The organism is Variovorax sp. Soil_C_26 (assembly GCF_057657075.1).
The window spans coordinates 237,847-256,219 of record NZ_JBDGJC010000004.1; the positions used below are offsets into that span (position 1 = coordinate 237,847).

General features: G+C 70.4%; 17 protein-coding genes and 1 pseudogene. 9 read left to right on the plus strand and 9 right to left on the minus strand.

The genetic code is table 11. The features are described 5' to 3' along the window. The 3 genes and pseudogenes from AC3A6G_RS13830 to AC3A6G_RS13840 form a co-directional block, all read left to right on the plus strand. Window positions 1-490, plus strand: a pseudogene (locus AC3A6G_RS13830) (hypothetical protein); the annotation flags it as partial. A gap of 293 nt (window positions 491-783) precedes the next feature. Then, window positions 784-1,263, plus strand: coding sequence for an AAC(3)-I family aminoglycoside N-acetyltransferase (locus tag AC3A6G_RS13835; protein WP_487860341.1), 480 nt, complete (start codon window positions 784-786; stop codon window positions 1,261-1,263). Beyond that, the gene (locus tag AC3A6G_RS13840) at window positions 1,260-1,973 is read left to right on the plus strand and encodes a phytanoyl-CoA dioxygenase family protein (protein ID WP_487860340.1); all 714 of its coding nucleotides are present in this window, start codon (window positions 1,260-1,262) and stop codon (window positions 1,971-1,973) included. Before AC3A6G_RS13835 ends, AC3A6G_RS13840 begins: the two co-directional genes overlap by 4 nt. A gap of 12 nt (window positions 1,974-1,985) precedes the next feature. Here AC3A6G_RS13840 and AC3A6G_RS13845 read toward each other — a convergent pair whose 3' ends face one another. After that, window positions 1,986-2,756 carry a TSUP family transporter gene (locus tag AC3A6G_RS13845; RefSeq protein WP_487860339.1) on the minus strand — a complete coding sequence of 257 codons (771 nt, stop codon included), beginning with the start codon at window positions 2,754-2,756 and terminating at the stop codon, window positions 1,986-1,988. Window positions 2,757-3,036: 280 nt separating this feature from the next. Between AC3A6G_RS13845 and AC3A6G_RS13850 the strand changes: the two genes are divergently transcribed. From AC3A6G_RS13850 to AC3A6G_RS13860, 3 genes are read left to right on the plus strand one after another with little or no spacing between them, the layout of a single operon-like run. Continuing rightward, entirely contained in the window at window positions 3,037-3,687 is a 651-nt protein-coding gene (locus AC3A6G_RS13850; RefSeq protein WP_487860338.1) for a TetR/AcrR family transcriptional regulator, read from the plus strand. Continuing rightward, window positions 3,684-4,937, plus strand: a complete 1,254-nt coding sequence (locus tag AC3A6G_RS13855) for a glycosyltransferase (RefSeq protein WP_487860337.1) — start codon at window positions 3,684-3,686, stop codon at window positions 4,935-4,937. The genes AC3A6G_RS13850 and AC3A6G_RS13855 overlap by 4 nt, the downstream gene beginning before the upstream one ends. Window positions 4,938-4,987: 50 nt before the next feature. Next, window positions 4,988-5,446 (plus strand): DUF1801 domain-containing protein, encoded by a 459-nt coding sequence (locus AC3A6G_RS13860; protein WP_487860336.1) that lies wholly within the window; start codon window positions 4,988-4,990, stop codon window positions 5,444-5,446. Between the two features lie 96 nt (window positions 5,447-5,542). Here AC3A6G_RS13860 and AC3A6G_RS13865 read toward each other — a convergent pair whose 3' ends face one another. The 6 genes from AC3A6G_RS13865 to AC3A6G_RS13890 form a co-directional block, all read right to left on the minus strand. Further along, window positions 5,543-6,229, minus strand: a complete 687-nt coding sequence (locus AC3A6G_RS13865) for an alpha/beta hydrolase (protein ID WP_487860335.1) — start codon at window positions 6,227-6,229, stop codon at window positions 5,543-5,545. Between the two features lie 135 nt (window positions 6,230-6,364). Further along, on the minus strand, window positions 6,365-7,093 hold the full coding sequence (locus tag AC3A6G_RS13870) for an NAD(P)H-dependent oxidoreductase (RefSeq protein WP_487860334.1): 729 nt from the start codon (window positions 7,091-7,093) through the stop codon (window positions 6,365-6,367). After that, window positions 7,090-7,809 carry an enoyl-CoA hydratase-related protein gene (locus AC3A6G_RS13875; protein WP_487860333.1) on the minus strand — a complete coding sequence of 240 codons (720 nt, stop codon included), beginning with the start codon at window positions 7,807-7,809 and terminating at the stop codon, window positions 7,090-7,092. The genes AC3A6G_RS13870 and AC3A6G_RS13875 overlap by 4 nt, the downstream gene beginning before the upstream one ends. Continuing rightward, entirely contained in the window at window positions 7,809-9,062 is a 1,254-nt protein-coding gene (locus AC3A6G_RS13880) for a CaiB/BaiF CoA transferase family protein (RefSeq protein WP_487873895.1), read from the minus strand. Before AC3A6G_RS13880 ends, AC3A6G_RS13875 begins: the two co-directional genes overlap by 1 nt. Further along, window positions 9,059-9,928 (minus strand): enoyl-CoA hydratase/isomerase family protein, encoded by an 870-nt coding sequence (locus AC3A6G_RS13885; protein WP_487860331.1) that lies wholly within the window; start codon window positions 9,926-9,928, stop codon window positions 9,059-9,061. Before AC3A6G_RS13885 ends, AC3A6G_RS13880 begins: the two co-directional genes overlap by 4 nt. Before the next feature lie 10 nt (window positions 9,929-9,938). Then, complete coding sequence (locus tag AC3A6G_RS13890) at window positions 9,939-10,928, minus strand: Bug family tripartite tricarboxylate transporter substrate binding protein (protein ID WP_487860330.1); 990 nt, start codon at window positions 10,926-10,928, stop codon at window positions 9,939-9,941. A 115-nt stretch (window positions 10,929-11,043) separates the two neighbouring features. Between AC3A6G_RS13890 and AC3A6G_RS13895 the strand changes: the two genes are divergently transcribed. Further along, window positions 11,044-13,749 carry a LuxR C-terminal-related transcriptional regulator gene (locus AC3A6G_RS13895; protein ID WP_487873896.1) on the plus strand — a complete coding sequence of 902 codons (2,706 nt, stop codon included), beginning with the start codon at window positions 11,044-11,046 and terminating at the stop codon, window positions 13,747-13,749. Here AC3A6G_RS13895 and AC3A6G_RS13900 read toward each other — a convergent pair. Beyond that, window positions 13,706-14,629: a LysR family transcriptional regulator gene (locus AC3A6G_RS13900; RefSeq protein ID WP_487860328.1), complete on the minus strand. Its 924-nt coding sequence runs from the start codon at window positions 14,627-14,629 to the stop codon at window positions 13,706-13,708. The two genes, AC3A6G_RS13895 and AC3A6G_RS13900, sit on opposite strands and share 44 nt — an antisense overlap. Before the next feature lie 112 nt (window positions 14,630-14,741). Between AC3A6G_RS13900 and AC3A6G_RS13905 the strand changes: the two genes are divergently transcribed. Both AC3A6G_RS13905 and AC3A6G_RS13910 read left to right on the plus strand, forming a co-directional pair. After that, on the plus strand, window positions 14,742-15,731 hold the full coding sequence (locus tag AC3A6G_RS13905) for a Bug family tripartite tricarboxylate transporter substrate binding protein (RefSeq protein ID WP_487860327.1): 990 nt from the start codon (window positions 14,742-14,744) through the stop codon (window positions 15,729-15,731). Between the two features lie 12 nt (window positions 15,732-15,743). After that, window positions 15,744-17,540, plus strand: a complete 1,797-nt coding sequence (locus tag AC3A6G_RS13910; protein WP_487860326.1) for an acyclic terpene utilization AtuA family protein — start codon at window positions 15,744-15,746, stop codon at window positions 17,538-17,540. Between the two features lie 13 nt (window positions 17,541-17,553). Here the strand turns inward: AC3A6G_RS13910 and AC3A6G_RS13915 are convergent, their stop codons facing one another. Continuing rightward, a complete protein-coding gene (locus AC3A6G_RS13915) occupies window positions 17,554-18,372 on the minus strand; it encodes an IclR family transcriptional regulator (protein WP_487860325.1) in 819 nt (272 codons plus the stop codon). Window position 18,373: the final 1 nt, after the last annotated feature.

Sequence of the window (18,373 nt, forward strand, 5' to 3'; positions counted from 1 at the left end):
CGACCTCCTCGGCGGTGACCTGCTCGGCGGCGTGCTTGGCGAAGACGGCATCGTCGGCGGCCTGCTCGGTGGCGACCTCCTTGGCGGCGACCTGCTGGGCGGCGTGCTTGGCGAAGACGGCATCGTCGGCGGCCTGCTCGGTGGTGACCTCCTCGGCGGCCTGCTCGGTGGCGACCTGCTCGGCGGCGGCGCAGTGGCCAACATCCTCGAACCGGTGTTCGACACGGTTGGCAGCGCGGCAGAAACCCTGGCGCCGGTGATCGGCACCGTCTCCGAAGTGGCCCAGCCCGTGACCGACATCCTGGCCGGTACGGGCACCACGCTGGCGCCGGTGGTCGAGACCGTTGCGGGTCTGGTCGACACGGTGGAACAAGCTGCGCCGGCGCTGACCGACGCCGTGACCCCGATCACCAGCCTGGTCGATCAGGTCGCGGGCGGCAACAGCGTGCTGACGCCGGTGTCGAGCATCCTGCACGGCCTGCTCGGCTAAGGACGAAAGGACAACAAGAGGAGAAGAACGACAGCCCCCAGGGACAGGCCGCATCGGCCTGTCCCCGCGGGGAAACGTTGTCGAAGAGGGCCTACCCGCCCGGATCGCAGCGCCAGCCTCGGCCATCGCCGAAGCCAGGCGCAACGCGATGCCTTCGAAGAACGAACTGCAGCAGCCGGGGATGATTGACTCATCGCCCGGCTGCTTTTTTTGAAAGCACGCACGCGCCAACTGCACCACGGCCGTGGGGAGCCGACGTGCGCGCCATTCTGCCGCTGCACTACCATCCGCCCATGTCCACGACACCCCACTTCACCGTCCGCCAGCTCGCGGCGGAAGACGAGCGGTTGATGAACGGCCTGCTCACCATGTTCGGTCAAGCCTTCGATGACCCCGAGACCTACACAGCACGCCGACCCCGGCCCGAATACCTTCGGCAGCTGCTCGCGGGCGATGCCTTCATCGCGCTCGCGGCCTGCGAGGGCGAGCAGGTGATCGGCGGACTGGCGGCCTACGAGCTCAAGAAGTTTGAGCAGGAGCGCAGCGAGATCTACATCTACGACCTTGCGGTGGCCGAGTCGCACCGGCGCAAGGGCGTGGCCACTGAACTGATCCGCGCGCTGCAGCGCATCGGCCAGTCGCGCGGCGCCTGGGTGGTCTTCGTGCAGGCCGATCCGCCCGACGAACCCGCGGTCGCGCTGTATTCGAAGCTCGGCGTGCGCGAGGACGTGCTGCACTTCGACCTTCCGATGCCGCCCGCGTCGCAGCCATGATCGAGCCGGCGCTCGTCGACGCATTTGACGCGCACGGCCATGTGCGCCTCGCAGGCTTCCACCCGGCAAAACGCATGGCATCGCTGCGCCGCCAGGTGCAGGCCGCGCTCTCGCGCCTGGGCCTCGGGAGCGACCGGAAGCACCACCGCGGCGGCAGCCCGCTCGCGGGCCTGACACCGTTCCAGCAGATCGCGCGGCTTTCCACGCTGGTGAAGATCCCGGGCCTCGAGGAGGCGATGGTCACGCCCGAGCTACTGGCCATCCTGCGCGGCCTGGCGCAAGGCCCACTCTCGCCGTCGGGCGGCATGCAGCTGCTGCTCTCGCCGCCGCACCAGGGCCAATGGTCACTCGACCGGCTGAACTGGCATGTGGACGTGGCGGCCGATCCGCCCGATCGCCTGCCGGGCATCCAGGTCTTCGTGCTGATCGACGACGTGGCGCCGCAGGGCGGCGCGACGCTGGCGCTCGCGGGCTCGCATCGGGAGGCAGCCGGCAACAAGGCGCAGGCGCCGAACCTGCGCGCGCTGCTCAAGACCGCGGACGCGCTCGAGGCGCGGCTGCAGGAGCGCGGACTCAGCATCCTCGAGATGTCGGGCCGCGCGGGCGACGTGTTCCTGATGGACATGCGCCTGCTGCACACCCCGTCGGTCAACGCAACGAAGAGCGTCCGGATGATGTCGACGGCACGCTACTTCACCGGCGGCCGTTGAGCGCAAGCTGCTTCAGCCCTGCGCGATCGCGATCCACGAGGTGGCGACCAGCGTCGAGCCGGCCACTCCTAGCAGCCCGCCCACGATCCACTTGAGCGTGCGCGGATTCAGCTTGTTCGGCAGCCGGTGGTGCAGCCGCGTCACGCCATAGACCACCGGCACCGCGCAGCCCGCGAGCAGCGCCGAGCGCGCAGAGAAGTGGCCCGTTGCCACCACGACCACCAGCCGCACAAGCGAGTTGAACGCGAACATCAGCAGCAGCCCGCGCCGCACCAGCTCGCGGTCGAGTGGTTGACGGTACATGTGGAAGACGATCGGCGGGCCCGAGCTCGAGAACAGCCCACCGAGCAGCCCTGACAGCGCGCCGATCACCGAGAAGCTTGCAGCCCCCGACACCGCGGGCAGCGGCCGTGCCTGCAGCATCAGCAGCAGCGCGCAGCCGAGAATCGAAACGCCCAGCAGCCCGCGCAGCCAGTCGACCGCACCGCCGCTGAGCCACGCCAGCAGCATGAGGCCGGCGAGCACGCCCACGGTGCTGCCGCTGAGCGCCGGCTTCATCAGCCGCCACGGCACCACGCCCGGACGCGCGCGAAAGTAGGTCCAGGCGTTGGTCAGCGTCAGCACCATTGCCGCGTTGGCGGCATCGCTCACGCTCGCGACATGGAACACCGACACCAGCCCGAGCAGGATCAGGCTGAACGCAAAGCCCGTGAGGTTCTGCGCATAGGTGGCCAGCGCCACGCAGGCCATGAACACCAGCACTGGGCCGGCAGAAGACAACATCGCTTGCATCGGGGGATCAGCAGGCGGCGCCGGAGGGCGCATGGGGCTGTGCTGCGGGAAAGTCGGGGGACGCGTTCGAAAAAAGCAAAACGGGAGGCTCTGAGACAGGAATTCAAGGAAGCGAGGGAATGGCGCGCGGTGTCTATTGTCCCCGAATGCATATTTCGCACCGGGGCGGTCTGCCATGGGGCTCTTTGACGGGGCTCCCGCGAAGCCTTGCAACACAATTCCGAACGTCGTATAAACTTGTACGACGTTCAATTTTTTTGGAACCACCTTCTTGCCTGCTCCGGAACTCCCCGGCCGCCGCGAACGACGGCGCGCCCAGACGCTCGACCATGTCGCCGCCACCGCGATGCGGCTCTTCGAGTCCGCCGGCTACGACGCCACCACGATGGAACAGATCGCGCTCGCAGCCGACGTGGCCAAGGGCACCCTCTACAACCATTTCGCCACCAAGGAGGCGATCCTCGCGCACTGGGTGCACATGCAGCTCGCGGCCGACACCGAGCGGCTGGCCGAGGTGGTGGCGCAGCCGGGTGCCTTTGCGCCGCGGCTGCGCGAGCTGCTCGGTGCATCGGCCCGGTGGTCCGAGCGCCACCGCGCCTACCTGCTCGACTACTTCCGCTTCCGCTTCCTCAACATCGAGGACGAGCTCGAAGGCGGTGGGAAGACCGAAGACCGCCCGCGCGATCTCGCGGGCCTGTTCGCGCAGCTGATCGCCCAGGCACAAGAGGACGGCACGCTGCGCAGCGATCTCGCCGCCGAGCACCTCGCCTCGCTGCTGCACCACCTCTACTTCGGCGCGCTGATGCGCTGGCTGACCTTGCCGGGGCTGGTGCTGGCCGAGGAGTTCGAGGCCATCGTCGCGCTGTTCGTCGACGGTGCCCGTGGCACCGCCAAGGCGCCGCAGAGGAGGCGCGCCGCATGAAGATCGCCGTGCTCACCTATGGCACCGAGGGCGACGCGCGCCCGCTCGCGGCGCTGTGCCATGCGCTCGACCAGGCCGGCCATGCGTCGGTGCTGCTGGCCGATGCGGCCACGCTGGGCGCCGCGCAGCGGCTCGGCGTGCGCACGCAGGCGCTTGCGGGCGACATCCGTGGCGCGCTCGGTGCGAGCGGCGCGATCGCGAACGTGGTGGCGCACAGCGAACGCCCGAGCGCGGCCGCCAAGGCGTTGGCCGCGATCGCCAACACGCATGCCACGGCGTGGCTCCGCCAGACGGTCGAGACCGCGCGCGGCTGCGATGCCGTGGTCTGCTCGGGGCTCGCCGCCTTCGTGGGGCTCTCGGCGGCCGAGGCGCTCGGCGTGCCGGCCGTGGGCGCGGGCATGTTCCCGCTCACGCCCACGCGCGAGTTCGCAACGCCCTTCATACCGCCCGCGCGCGTGCCGCGCTTCCTCAACCGCGCCAGCCACCACCTCGTCAACACGATGCTGTGGCGGTCGTTCCGGGCCGCGGTGAATGCCGCGCGCGCCGAGGCCTGCGGCCTGCCGCCGCGCCGGCGCCTGTGGACCACGCATCCGACGATCTACGGCTATTCGCCGAGCCTGCTGCCGCGGCCCGCCGACTGGCCCTCCAATGCGCAGGTCTGCGGCCAGTGGCTCGCGCCCGCGAGTTCCGACTGGCAGCCGCCCGCGACGCTGAGCGCCTTTCTCGGCGCGGGCGAAGCGCCGGTCTACATCGGCTTCGGCAGCATGACGGGCTTCGACGCGGACCGCCTGCGCCAGGTGGTGTTGGCCGCGGCCGCGGGGCGGCGCGTGGTGCTCAACCCGGGCTGGAGCGGCTTCGACACGCAGGGCCTGCCGCCCAACTTTCATGTGGTGGGCGACACGCCGCACGACTGGCTTTTTGCGCGCATGGCGCTGGTGGTGCATCACGGCGGCTCGGGCACCACGCATTCGGCCGCGCGCGCGGGCGTGCCGTCGGTGGTGGTGCCGTTCGCGGGCGACCAGTTCTTCTGGGCACACCGGCTCGCGCTGGCGGGCGTGGCGCCTGCGGCGGTGTCAGGCAGCCGCATCGATGCGGACGCGCTCGCGCGCGGCATCGCCTTTGCCGAGCAGCCCGAGGTGCGCGAACGCGCGGCGGCGCTGGGCGCGCGCATGCGTGCGGAAGATGGGCTCGCACGGGGCATCGAGGCCCTGGCACACGCGATCGCCGCCGACCCCCTCGGCCGCGGCTAGCGATACAGTCCGAACTGCCGCCCCGTTCCGGCAAAAGCATGAGGAGCACCATGGCCGATCCCGCACGCAAGAAGCCCGCCGCAAAGCCGCCGGCGCCCGACGCAGCGACCACCCAGCCGCGCCTGCTCTCGGGCGGCAATCCCCAGATCCCCAAAGGCGAAGGCGACGCGCCCGTGCAGGCCTACATCGCCGCGCTGCCGAGCTGGAAGCGCCCGCTCGCCGAGCGCCTCGACGCAGTGATCGTGCGCACCCTTCCCGACGTGAAGAAGGCCGTCAAGTGGAACTCGCCGCACTACGGCACCGAGGCCAACGGCTGGTTCCTCGGCATCCATGCGTTCACGCGCTACCTCAAGGTGGCGTTCTTCCGCGGTGCGTTGCTCGACCCGGTGCCGCCGGGCACATCCAAGCAGGCCGAGGTTCGCTATCTCGACATCCATGAGGACGCGCCGTTCGACGGAGACCAGTTCGCCGACTGGGTCAGGCAGGCCAGCAAGCTGCCCGGGCTGTAAGCGCGGTGGCCGTGGCGCGGTGGCCGTGGCGCGCTGCCCGCTCAGGCGTTCCACACTGGCCGGCCACACGATGGCGGCGTGTCGGACGGATTCCGCTCACGGGGTCGGCACGGCCTGCAACCAGTCGACCACGCGCCGGTGGTACGCGGCCTTGTGGCTTTCGGCTGTGAGCGCGTGGTCCGCACCAGGCACCATGAAGAAGGCCAGCGAACGGGAACGGCCGAAGGCGCGGCGGTAGCTTTCGATCACCGGGGGTGGGATCACCTCGTCGTGCTCGGACGCGGCAAGCAGCACATCGCCTTCGAACGATGCGCAGCAGGCCAGCGCGCGGTTGTCCGAAGGCGCATGCGGCCGCATCCTGAAGTCGCGCAGCTTCGCCGCATCGAGTTGTTCCTTCTCCTCGGTCCAGTCGCGGTCGGGGTAGAGCGCCGGCGAGCGCAGCACGAGCAGGTCGACGCGCCGCACCGAAGTGAGTAGTGCGGCCATGTAGCCGCCGTAGCTGAAGCCGAGCACCGCGACGCGGCGCGGCGGGCGGTCCATGGCGTGCACCAGTGCATCGTGGTCTTCCACCACCTGGTCGAGGCTGTCGCGCGGCACGATGCCTGCGCGCTCCTCGTCGCGCCAGGTGGCGTCGGGCAGCCGCGCGCGCCGGCAGGCCCAGCCCCGGCCCGCGAGTTCGTTCCTGAGCTTCTCGTACTGCGGCCTGCCATGGTCGTCCCAGCCCGGACAGACCAGCAGCGCGTTCTCTGCGGCAGTGTGTGGTGTGCTGGCGCTGGTCTTCATGCAGTCTCCCCCGGCGGTGCTATCGGAAGCCGGGAGCTTGGCCAGCAGCGCACGGTCGCATCGTAGGTGCCCTTCACCTGGCGGCGTCGGAGCCGGCGCGCAGCCAGCGCGCCATCTGCGCACGGCGCTGCCCCACTACACCCCGGGCAACTGGCCGCTGCCTATCGGGCGGAACTGCTCGTCGAAACTTTCCAGCGAGGGCATCGAGAGCAATGGCCGCTCGGCCAGATTGGCCACGGCCGCATCGAGCGACGACAGCATCTGCCGGCGCTCCTCGTCGCTCACGTAGGGCACGTGGTAGGCGATGAAGGGCTCGAGCACCGAATACCCGACATAGCCCAGCGTTCCCTGCATCACATGCCGCAGCATGCCCATCGGCAGCTCGCCGTGGACCGCATCGGTGCCGAACATGTGCGCCCTTCCACCGAGCGAGGTCAGAACCATCGCGCGTCGGCCCGCCATGCCCGCACGGTCGTACACGCGCCGCCCGCCATAGAAGGTGCCCGACAACAGCACGCGGTCGAACCATCCCTTCAGCATCGCGGGCGCCGAGAACCAGAAAACCGGAAAGGCGAGCACGAGCAGGTCGGCCGCCAGCACGGGCTCGAGTTCCTCCACGATGTCGGGCGCCAGCGTGCCCTGCGCGCGCGCATGGCGCTGCTCGAGCGAATACACCAGGTGCGAGGGATCGCTGCGGTTTTCGAAGTCACCGGCCCCGGCCACGGGATTGAAGCCCTTGGCATAGAGATCCGATTGCGTCACGGACCAGCCGGAGCGCTCGAGCGCATCGCGCGCGGTGCGGCTCATCGCGTGGACGAACGATTTCGGCTCGGGATGGCAGTAGACGATGTGGGCCTGCTTCATGGATGGGACACGGATGACGGCCGGCGCTCGCGCACGGCCTGGTTGATGGCTTCGATCTCCTCGTCGATCCGCGCATGCAGCGCATCCGCCGGCGCGAGCCAGTCCTTGATGCGCCTGACCATGCCCTGCGGCTTGTCCGCGAGCTCGCGCGCGCGCGCCATGGCGGCGCCACGGAGTTCGGCGCGCGGAACCAGCTCGGTGACCAGTCCCCAGGCGCAGGCCTCGCGCGCGGTGATCGGGCCGCCGCCGAGCAGCAACTGCCGCGCGCGCAGCGTTCCGACGGCCGGCGCCAGCAGCAGGCTCGCGCCGGCCTCGGGCGCGATGCCCAGGTCGACGAAGGGGAACCGCAAGACCGCGTCGGGCTCGGCGAGCACCCAGTCGGCGTGCAGCAGCGCCGTCGCACCGATGCCGACCGCAAAGCCATGCACCGCAATCACCAGCGGCTTGCGCAACGCGGCGAGCGCATGAAGAAACCGGGGGACCGGATCGTGCGCGGCCTGCGGCCACTGCGCAAAGGCCTGCAGGTCGTGGCCTGCGGTGAAGCCCTCGCCCGCGCCGCACAAGAGCACGGCGCGGGTGTCGACCTGGTCCTGCGCGGCGCACAAGGCCTCGGCCAGCGCACCGAACATCGCAAGGTCGATGGCGTTGCGCCGGGCGATGCGGTCGATCTCCAGCACCAGCACCCCGCCCTCGCGGTGGCTGTGGATGGCTTCCATCAGATCACCCTCTGTTCGGCGAGGCGGTCGAGCTGCTCGTCGCTGAGCCCGAGCCGCCGTTTGAACACGGCCGCGTTGTCCGCGCCGATGCCGCGCGCGGTCTGCGAGATGGTGCAGGGATGGTTGCTGAAGCGCGGCACCACGCCCGGGATGCGAACGCGTCCGAAGTCCTCGTCGTCGACCGGCTGCAGGAATCCGCGCGCCTTGACCTGGGCGTCGTCCACGATCTGCTGCGACGAATAGACCGGCGCGATCGTGCCGCCGCAGGCTTCGAAGCGTGCGAGCACATGGTGGAGGTCGTGCGCCGCAACCCAGTCGCGGAAGATCCCGTTGATCTCCCCCGCATGCGCGCAGCGGTCCACGTTATGCCGAAAGCGCGGTTCGTCGATCAGCTCGGGCCGCCCGATGGCCCGGCAGTTCGCCGCATAGAGCGCGTTGGTGCTGCCGGACAGCGACACCCAATGGCCGTCGCGCGTGCGGTACACGCCGGTGGGCGCCGCGTACTGGCTCACGTTGCCCGAGCGCTCGTGCGTGGTGCCGAGCAGATCCTGCTTGAGCGTCAGGAAGTCCAGCAGCTTGAGCACGCCTTCGGTCATCGACAGGTCGATGTCCTCTCCCTTGGCCAGCGGGTCGCGCGCGAGCTTCCACAGCGACGACATGACGCCGAGCGCACCGAAGAGGCCGCCGATCGAATCGCCGATGGGATAGCCGACATGCATCGGCTCTCCGTCGGGCTCGCCGCTGATGTAGGCCATGCCGCCCATGGCCTCGAAGATGCGCGCAAAGCCCGGCTTGTCCTTGTACGGGCCGTCCTGTCCGAAGGCCGTGGCGCGCAGGATCACGAGCCGCGGCTGCGCCTTGCGCAGCGTCTGCGCGTCCAGGCCCCAGCCGTCGAGCGTGCCGGGCCGGAAGTTCTCCACCAGCACATCGGCCTCCTCGACCAGGCGCAGGAACAGCACCCTGCCCTCCGGTTTGCGCAGGTCCAGCGAGACCAGCTGCTTGTCGCGGTTGAGTACCTTCCACCACAGCGACCTTCCGTCCTTGAACGGGGCGAAGGTGCGCAGTCCGTCGCCTGCGCCCGGCAGCTCGACCTTCAGGACGTCGGCGCCATAGTCGCTGAGCAATGCGGCGGCCGTCGGTGCCGCCACGATGGTGGCGATGTCGATGACCCGAAGCCCGGCCAGCGGCCCGCCGCGTGCGGTGCGTGGCGCACAAGGGGAAAAAGAATCAGGGAAGGAAGAAGCGTCAATCACGTTGCGGGGGTTCCATCTGGTCGTTTTTTGTCGGTGCCGGGCGCGGCGGCATCGCGGTCCCAGTCGTAGGCGAGCGGCTGCCTGTCGCGAAAGCGGCGGGCCGCGTCGTGGTGATAGGGCGCGGCCATGGCAAGGCCCTGGGCATGCGCCTCCATGTCGCCGAGGGCAAGGTAGTCCGCGTCGTGGCTGCGCTGCAGCAGCTGCTTGGTCGCGGCGAACACGTCGCGCGGGCCGCGCGCCAGCTGCCGGGCCGCCGCCAGGGCGCACTCCGGCAGCTGATCGACCGGATGGACCGCGTGCACGATGCCCAGGCGCCTGGCCTCTTCGGCATCGATGGAGCGCGCGGTGAGCAGCAGGTCGCGGGCGACGCCCAGGCCGACCACCCGCGGCAACAGGCAGTGCGCGCCGAAGTCGGGCACCGCGCCGACGCGCGTGAACGACATGCAAAAACGCGCCCGTGGCGTGGCGAGCACCAGGTCCGCATGCAGCGCGAGGCTGAAGCCCCCGCCGAACGCCGGGCCGTCGACGGCCGCGATGACCACGGCATCGAGCCCGAGCAGTTGCTGCAACCAGCGGTTGGCCGACGCGATGCGCGCCTCGGTCTGCTCGGGCGTGTGCTGCTGCGGGTTCTGCAGCCGGGCCGCCATCTCGCGCACATCGCCGCCGGCGCTGAAGCTGCCGCCGGCGCCGCGCAGCACCAGCGCACGGACCGCCCTGCCGCCGGAACCCATCCAGTCGAGCAGACGGACGTAGTCTTCACGAAGCGCCTGCCCCAGCGGGTTGCGCGCCTCGGGCCGGGTGTGGACGAATTCGGCAACCTCGCCGCTCACGCGCAGCGATGCCGCCTGGAAGGTCGGTGCGGTCACTCCCGGTCTTTCAGGACTTCAGCGAGAGCTGGAGCTCGGCGGCCAGGCGGGCGATGCGCTGGCGCTGTGCCATGAAGTACGCAGAGGCCTCGCCCGGCGTGCTCGATTCGGGCTCCACGCCGAGGTTGGCCAACTGCTCGCGCACCTCCTTGTCCGCGAGCGCCTCGCGCACCTGGCGATTGAGCGCATCCACCACGGCTGGAGGCGTGCCCGCAGGGGCCAGCAGCATGAACCACGGGGTCAGGCCTTCGATGTCCTGCGTGATGCCGGCCTCGCGGCCGGTCGGCACCTCGGGCCGGATGCGCGATCGCGCCGGCTCCGTGACCGCCAACAGGCGCACCTTGCCGGCTTCCAGCATCGGCCGCGCCACGGCATATTCCATCATCGCGAAATCGACCTCGCCCGCGCCCACTGCCGTGGCCGTGGGCTGCGTTCCCTTGTACGGCACGGCGACGACCGGCATGCCCGCGGCGCGCGCGAGCGCCAGGCCGGCGATGTGCGGATTGCTTCCGTTTCCCGGATGGCCCAGCGTGAGCTGGCCGGTCTTCTTGCCGAGGGCCACGAACCCGGCATAGTCCTTGGCCGGCAGGTCGTGGCGCACCATGAGGAAGGTGGGTGCACGGCCCAGCATGCTGATCGCAACGAAGTCCTTGCCGGGCGCGAATGCCAGGTTCTCGAACATCAGCGGAAACGTGGTGGTCACGGCCGTGGCCAGGCCGAGCGTGTAGCCGTCGGGCGGTGCCTTCTGCATGAATTCCATGCCGATGCGGGTGGCCGCACCCGGCTTGTTGTCGACGACGAACTGCTGGCCCATGCGCTCGCCGAGCTTGCGCGCCAGCACACGGGCGAGGCCGTCGGTCGCGCCGCCGGGCGCAAAGCCCAGGACGATCTTTACCGGGCGGTCCGGATAGGCGGCCGCGTGCGAAGGCAGCGCGGCGCCGGCCAGCCAGGCCAGCGCGATTGCGTTGGCCCCACGCCGCGTGATGAGTGGATGGTTCAATCGATGTCTCCTGCAGTTGCATGGTCCTTGTGTGCCGATTCTTGCGCTGCCTTCGTCACGGCGCCCCCCCCGTTTCGGGGGGTCGGGTTAGCACCGGATCCGTACAATCCTTGCCGTGCGAAAGACCGTTCATCCCGACACCACCGAGACCCATTTCGCGCGGCCACGTCTGTTCGAAGCGCTGCGGCGCGCGCAGGACAGGCGCTGCGTGGTGCTCGCCGCGCCCGCCGGCAGCGGCAAGACCGCGCTGCTGGCGGCGTGGTCACGCCAGCTGCGCACGCAACGCACGGTGGTCTGGGTCGATGCCGCGAGCGCGCGCGGCCTGGCGGCTGAAATGGCCGCGCGCTGTGCCGAGCAGTTTCCGTGCTGGCCGGCGCCGCCGCCGCGGCGGCGCGCGCGCAGCAGGGACGCGTTCTCCGAACTGATGGACGTCGCCGTGACGGCGATGCGCCATGCCGCCGCGTCGCTGAAGCCGGTGGTTCTGGTCATCGATCACCTCGATCACGTCCCGGACGCCTCGGTGCTGCTCGCGCTGCAGCCGCTGCTCGACTACGCCCCGCCTCGACTGCAATGCGTCTTCGCTTCACGCAACGGCCTCGCGCTGCCCCTGGAGCGCTTGCGCATGCACGGGCAGCTGCTCGAACTCGGCGCGGCGGATCTGCGCTGGTCCGACGACGAGGCCCACGCGCTGGTCCAGTCCCGACTGGGCTACGACACCGAAGCCCCGGCCCTGCAGCAGGCTAGCCGCGGCTGGACGCTGGGCCTGGTGGCAAGTTGCGAAGCGCTGCAGCGCGGCGCCCGGTCGGGCGAAGCGGCCGACCTCGTGCCGGAAGCTGCCGCGCACTGCCTGGAAACGCAGGTTTTCTCCGACTGGACCGAAGCCCAGCGCAGGACCGTGGCGGTGCTCTCGGCCACGGCGGCCTTCGATGTGGGCCTTGTCGCAGCGGCCGGTGGCATGTCGATGCCCGAAGCCCTCGAATTCCTCCATCGCCTCGCACGCACAGGCTTTCTCGACGCGGCTTCGCCGGACGGCTGGTGGCGCTTTCATCCCATGATGGCCACGGTCCTCCAACGCCGGTTCGCACGCCTGAAGGCGTTGAAGCGCCGCCATTGGCATGGCATCGCGAGCCTGTACCTTGCCGCGCAAGGCCGCCCTGCGGACGCGGTCCGCCAAGCCGTGGCGGGTCGCGACCTGGCCCGGGCAGCCGACCTTGTCGAGACCTGGGCCGGCGCCCTCTTCCAGTCGGGCCGGCACGATGCACTGGCTGAACTGGTTCGCCTCGTGCCGGCCTCCGCAGCCCGCCACCGGCCACAGCTTCGGCTGTGGGTGGCGCTGCTCGCGCTGACCGAGCAGCGCTTCGACGCCTGCGAGGCCATGCTCGCCGCGCTCGACGGCGATGTCGGTGCGGCCGATTCGACCACCCGGCGGCGCATGTGCGTTCTGCGCGGATGGCTCGCCATGTTCCGGGACGACATCGATGCGGCGCAGTCGGCGCTGCGCGGCGCGCCCCGGCGCACCAAGGACCTGCGCGTCGACCCGATCACGCTCGCGGGCGAGCGCAACGTCTGGTCGTGGATTCGCATCTACCGCAACCAGTACGCGGACGCCCGCCGCCTTCAACGATCGGCCGGCCATCGCGAAGCACCGCACGGCACGCTGTTCGGCACGCTCAGCGGCCGGTGCCTGGAAGGCCTGAGCTTTGCACTCGAGGGCCACATGAGCAAGGCCGAGCATGTCTATCGCGAGGTGCTTCGCGAGGCGGAGCCTGGCGGCCGCGCGTTCCTGGATCCGAAGGTGCTCGCCATCGGCCTGCTCGGCGAGACCCTTTATGAGATCAACGATCTCGCGGGCGTGCTGGCCCTGGAGGCGAGGCTGCCGGAGCTGATGACCCACTCGCTGCCCGATCCGCTGCTGCGCGTCATGCTCGGCATCTGCCGTTCCCATGCCGTGCTGGGACAGCTTGACACGGCGTTGCGCGTGGCCGAAGGGTTGCGCATGTATGCGCGCGCGCGGCGGCTCGACCGGCTGCTCTGCTATGCCTTGCTCGAGCGCATGCGCCTGCAGCTGGCGCGGCACGAGACCGCGCAGGCGCATGCGACCTGGGACGAGATCGCACAGTTGCATGCGCTGCATGAACGCAGCGACAGCACGGCGCTGAGCGAGATCGCCATCGTCGCCCGGCGGGCGGAGATCCTCGCGCACATCTACGCGGGCCGGCTGGAAATCGCGCGAGGGCGGATCGATGCGCTGATCGCGCTCTGCGAGGCGCGTGGCCGCCAGCGCCGCGTCGCCGCGCTTCTGTTCCAGCGTGCGGCTGTTGCGCAAGCGCTCGGCGAAGGCGAGTTTGCCTCCGCGAGCGCACTCCGGGGACTCAGGCTCGCGCAACGGCTCGGCCTGGTGCGCAGCGTGCTCGATGCGCATCCGTCGGTGTGCGAACTGCTCGACGGCGCACTCTCGCTGGCCAGGGAAGACACCTTGCTCTCGTTCCATGCCGATCGGATGCGCGCGGCGGCCGGGCAGGGCCCGCTGGCCGGCGCCGCGCTCGGCAAGCCCGGCCTGGCCCCTGCGCCGGCGGCGCCCGAAGCACTCAGCGCGCGCGAGGCGGAGGTGATGCAGCAGCTCGCGCTGGCGTTGCCCAACAAGGAGATCGCGCGGGCGCTGGGCATGTCGGGCGAAACCGTGAAATGGCACCTGCGCAACATCTACGCCAAGCTGCGCGTCACCACGCGCTATCAGGCGCTCGCGGTGATGCGCCACGGCGCCATGGGCCCGGCGCTCAGCGCGCCGGCCGCCGATGCAGTTGCGCATCGCGCGCGCTGAATACCTCGATCACCTTGTCGCGAAAGTCCCGCATCAGCGACGAGAAGTAGGCATTGCGCCGCCAGAACAGGCCGATCTGCAGCGTCCACACCGGCGCCGGGGCCGGCAAGGCGCTCAGGCCGGCGCCGGTGCTTGCGCCCAGCGAGTCGGCCGTCATCACGGTCAGCAGGTTGCTTGCGCGCACCAGCGGCGCAAACACGGCCGGCGATGCATCGGCCTGCAGGAACGCAGCCGGCATGGCGATGCCCGCTTCATCGAACATCGACGCGACCCAGGCGCGCAGCGCGATGTTCGGTGGCGGCAGCACCCACGGCTGCGCCGCCATGTCGCGCAGCGTGAAGGGCCGGCGCAGCAGCGGATGGCCCTTGCGTGCGACCACGAACGACTGCTGCTCGCCGAGCAGCACGCACGACAGCGCCGCCGGGGTCTCGGGCTGCATCGCCGCCACCGCGAAGTCGAGCAGGCCCGTCTCGAGCTGGTGCATCAGCACGCCGCTGAGCTGCACATGCGCCTGGAATCGCACATCGCGCGCCGCACCGAGGAAGGACGCAAGCACCGGCGTCATGACCGACTCGACGATCGCCGGCACGGTGCCGATGCGAAGCTCGCCCGATTGCCCGGTCTTCAGGTCCTGCACCTCGTTGTGGATGTCGTCGACCAGTTGCCCTAGCTGGAGGTTGCGCGCATACAGCGCCTGGCCGATGGCCGTGAGCGCCACGCCGCGCGGCGTGCGCTCGAACAGCCGCACGCCGAGCGAGGTCTCCAGCCGCTGGATCGCTTTGGAGAGCGCGGGCTGGGTCACGCCCAGCGCATCGGCGGCGCTGTGCAGGTTGCCGAAATCGGCGGCGATCCTGAACGACTGGAGGTCCTTGAGCAGCATGGCGCGATTCCAAACCGTTATCGCAAAACCCCATGATAGGACTGGCTGCAGCCGCGCGCGATTTCCATAATCGATGCGGACAGCACGACGACAACAAACGGAGACAAGAGACATGCCGACATTCGCTCACCGGGCGCGGACCGCGCTGCGCGTGGCCAGCCTCGCCATCGCGGGCTTGCTCGGCGCCGCCACGGCCAGCGCGCAGGACGCCTACCCCAGCCGCCCGATCCGCGTGGTGGTGCCCTACCCCGCCGGCGGCAACACCGACATCATTGCGCGCGACGTGATGAAGGCGCTGTCGGCGCGGCTGGGCCAGCCGATCGTGATCGACAACAAGCCCGGCGCCAACAGCATCCTGGGCACCGACCTCGTGGCCAAGGCCGCTCCCGATGGCTACACGCTGCTGGTGGCGATCGGTGCCTATGCCAACAACCAGTCGCTCTACCGCAACCTGCCGTACCGGCCCGCCGACCTCGCGCCGGTCTCGCAGTTGACGCGGACCTCGCTGGTGCTGGTGACCGCGCGCCCCGGCATCCGCACGCTCGACGACCTGGTGCGCGCCGGCCGCGACGCGGGCGCACCGCTGAGCTTCGCCAGCAGCGGTGTCGGCTCGGCCGCGCACCTGCTGGGCGAACGCTTCGCGCGCGCCACCGCGATGAAGGGCGCCATGCATGTGCCCTACAAGGGCACGAGCGACGCGACCACCGACCTCGTGAGCGGGCGCGTCGGCTTCATGTTCGACGCAATCTCGGCCATGGGCCCGCACATCCGCCAGGGCCGGCTTGCGGCGCTCGCGGTGACGGGGCATGAGCGCTCGCCGCTGCTGCCCGAGGTGCCGAGCCTCAAGGAGCTCGGCCATCCCGAGCTCGCGACCTATGCCTGGGCCGGCGTGCTCGCGCCGGCGCGCACGCCGCCGGCCATCGTCGAACGGCTGGCCGCCGAGATCGCTGCCGTGATGAAGGGCGACGACCTGCGCGCGCGGCTGGCGGCCATCAGCACCGAGCCCGTGGGCGGCACGCCGGCAGCGCTCGCACGCTTCATCGCCACGGAGGCCAAGGTCAACGGCGAGGTGATCCGGCAACTCGCCATCACGCTCGACTAGGGACCGCCAACAATGACAACCACACCCCGCACCGTGAAGATCGGCGGTGCCTGTGCCTTCATCGGCGACAGCATCATCGGGCCGCGCCAGCTCGCCAGCGTCGAGGGCATGCAGTACCTCGTGTTCGACTATCTCGCGGAGATGACGCTGTCGAGCTTCGCGCAGGCGCGCAAGCGCGATGCCGCACTCGGCTACGCCACCGACTTCGTCGAGGTCACGCTGCGCGAGATCCTGCCGCAGTGCATGCGGCGCGGCATCCGCCTGGTGGCGAATGCCGGCGGGCTCAATCCGCGCGGCTGCGCGGCAGCCATCGAGGCCCTTGCCAGCGAACTGGGTTGCACGCCGCGCGTCGCCTTCATCGAAGGCGACGACAGCCTGCCGCTGCTGCCGGCGCTGGCCGAAGAAGGCACCCTCGACTTCTATGCAGGCACCCCGATGCCCGCGGGCATCGACAGCGCCAACGTCTACCTGGGCGCACTGCCGATCGCGCGCGCGCTCGGCCTCGGCGCGGACATCGTGGTGACCGGGCGCATCGTCGACAGCGCCACCACGCTCGGCGTGCTGATGCATGAATTCGGCTGGACCGCCGATGCCTACGACCGACTGGCGGCGGGCTCGCTGGCCGGCCACCTCCTCGAGTGCGGCGCGCAGGCCACCGGCGGCATCTTCACCGACTGGGCCGAGGTGCCGGACTGGGAGAACATCGGCTATCCCTACGTCGAATGCAGTGCCGACGGCAGCTTCGTCGTCGCCAAGCCGCCGGGCACGGGCGGGTGCGTGACCCCGGCCACGGTGAGCGAGCAGATCCTCTACGAAGTGGGCGATCCGTCGCGCTACGTGCTGCCCGACGTGGTGTGCGATTTCACGCAGGTCACGGCCGTGGCCGCAGGCCGCGACCGGGTGCACGTGACGGGCGCGCGCGGCATGGCACCGCCGCCGACCTACAAGCTGTCGGCCACCTGGCAGCAGGGCTGGCGCTGCACGGCACAGGTGTCGGTGTTCGGCATCGATGCGGTGCCCAAGGCGCGCCGCACCGGCGAGGCGCTGCTGGCGCGCGTGCACACGCTGCTGCAGGAGAAGGCTCTGGGCGATTTCGACAAGACGCATGTGTCCGTGCTCGGCGCGGAAGACAGCTACGGTCCGCACGCCGCGGCGGGCGCGCCGCGCGAGGCGGTCGCGCGCGTGGCCGTGACCCATGCGCGTGCCGAGGCGCTGGACATCTTTTCACGCGAGGCGCGCGCGCCGGGCGTGTCCTTCGCGCCGGGCACCACCAGCGGCAGCGCCCTGACCCTCAACGGCCGCGCAGCCGTCGAGCCGCGCTTTCGGCTTTTCTCCTGCCTGGTGGCGAAGCACAGGTTGCCCGCGCCGCGCGTGGTGATCGCGGGAGTCGAGGAGACGATCGAGATTCCCTGCGATGGCCAGGCCGTGCCGGCACCCGGCCATGTCCCGCGTGCGGAACCCGACGATGCGGCGCCCATGCCGCGGCCGGGCGCGCGCACCGCGGCGCTGATCTCACTGGCCCACGGGCGCTCCGGCGACAAGGGCGACACCTCGAACATCGCCGTGATCGCGCGCCGTCCCGAAGACGTGGCGATTCTGCGCCGCGAGCTCACGCCCGAGCGGGTGCGCGCGCACCTCGCCCACCTCGTCAAGGGCAGCGTCACGCGCTACGAGGTGCCGGGCCTGCATGCCTTCAATTTCCTGTTGACGGAGGCACTTGACGGCGGTGGACCGAGTTCGCTGCGGCCCGACCCGATGGGCAAGGGCATGGCGCAGATGCTGCTCGGCATGCGGGTCAGCGTGGACTGACCGGCGTTGCAGGTCAGGCGCCCTGCCGGCCCGCCATGTTGACCAGCTGCACCAGCGCGGGCCCGATGGTCTTCAGCAGGTCGGCGGCCTTGGCGCGGTAGCCCGGGACGGCGCAGTTGAACAGCAACCTTCGCGGGCCGTAGCGAATGCCCGAGGCAACCCCGACCGCGAGCACGCCGAGCCCCGCATCGCCCATGTTGATCGAGAAGCCGCGCTTCTCGTAGTTGGCGAGGCTGGCCGCCAGGCCCTCGGTGCAGCGCACGTATTCGTCGGCACGCTCGCGCTTGGCGCGCGCAAGGAACCGGTTGCGCTCGGCCGGCGACAACTGCGCCAGCCAGGCCCGGCCCATGGCGGTCTCGACGATGCCGCGCACCGCGCCCACGCCGGGGCGCTTGAGCGTGCCGTGCTCCTGCGCACACGTTTCCACGTACACCACGTCGAGGTCCATGGTGACGCCCACTGAGACGGCGCCCTCGAAGCGCTCGGCCATCGACTGCATCGCGGGGCGCAACTGCGCCAGCAGTGGCGTGTTGATGACGTAGGGATAGCCCAGCGTCACCGCCGCGGGCCCGATGAAGTAGCGGTCGAGGCGCTCGTCGTGGTCGAGGAAGCCCAGCGCCTGCAGACTGCGGCAGAGGCGGCTGACGGTGGGCCGCGGAATGCCGAGCCGCTCGGCGAACTCGCTGTTGGCATGCGCGCGCGGGTCCCTGACAAAGCTCTGCAGGATCATGAGTCCCTTGGCCAGCGTGCCCGAAAAGTCGGGATCGTCGGCGCGCACGCGGCGCAGGTCCTGCTGGTTCTTCAGCTGGTGGAGGGGTCGGGCGGCACGCATG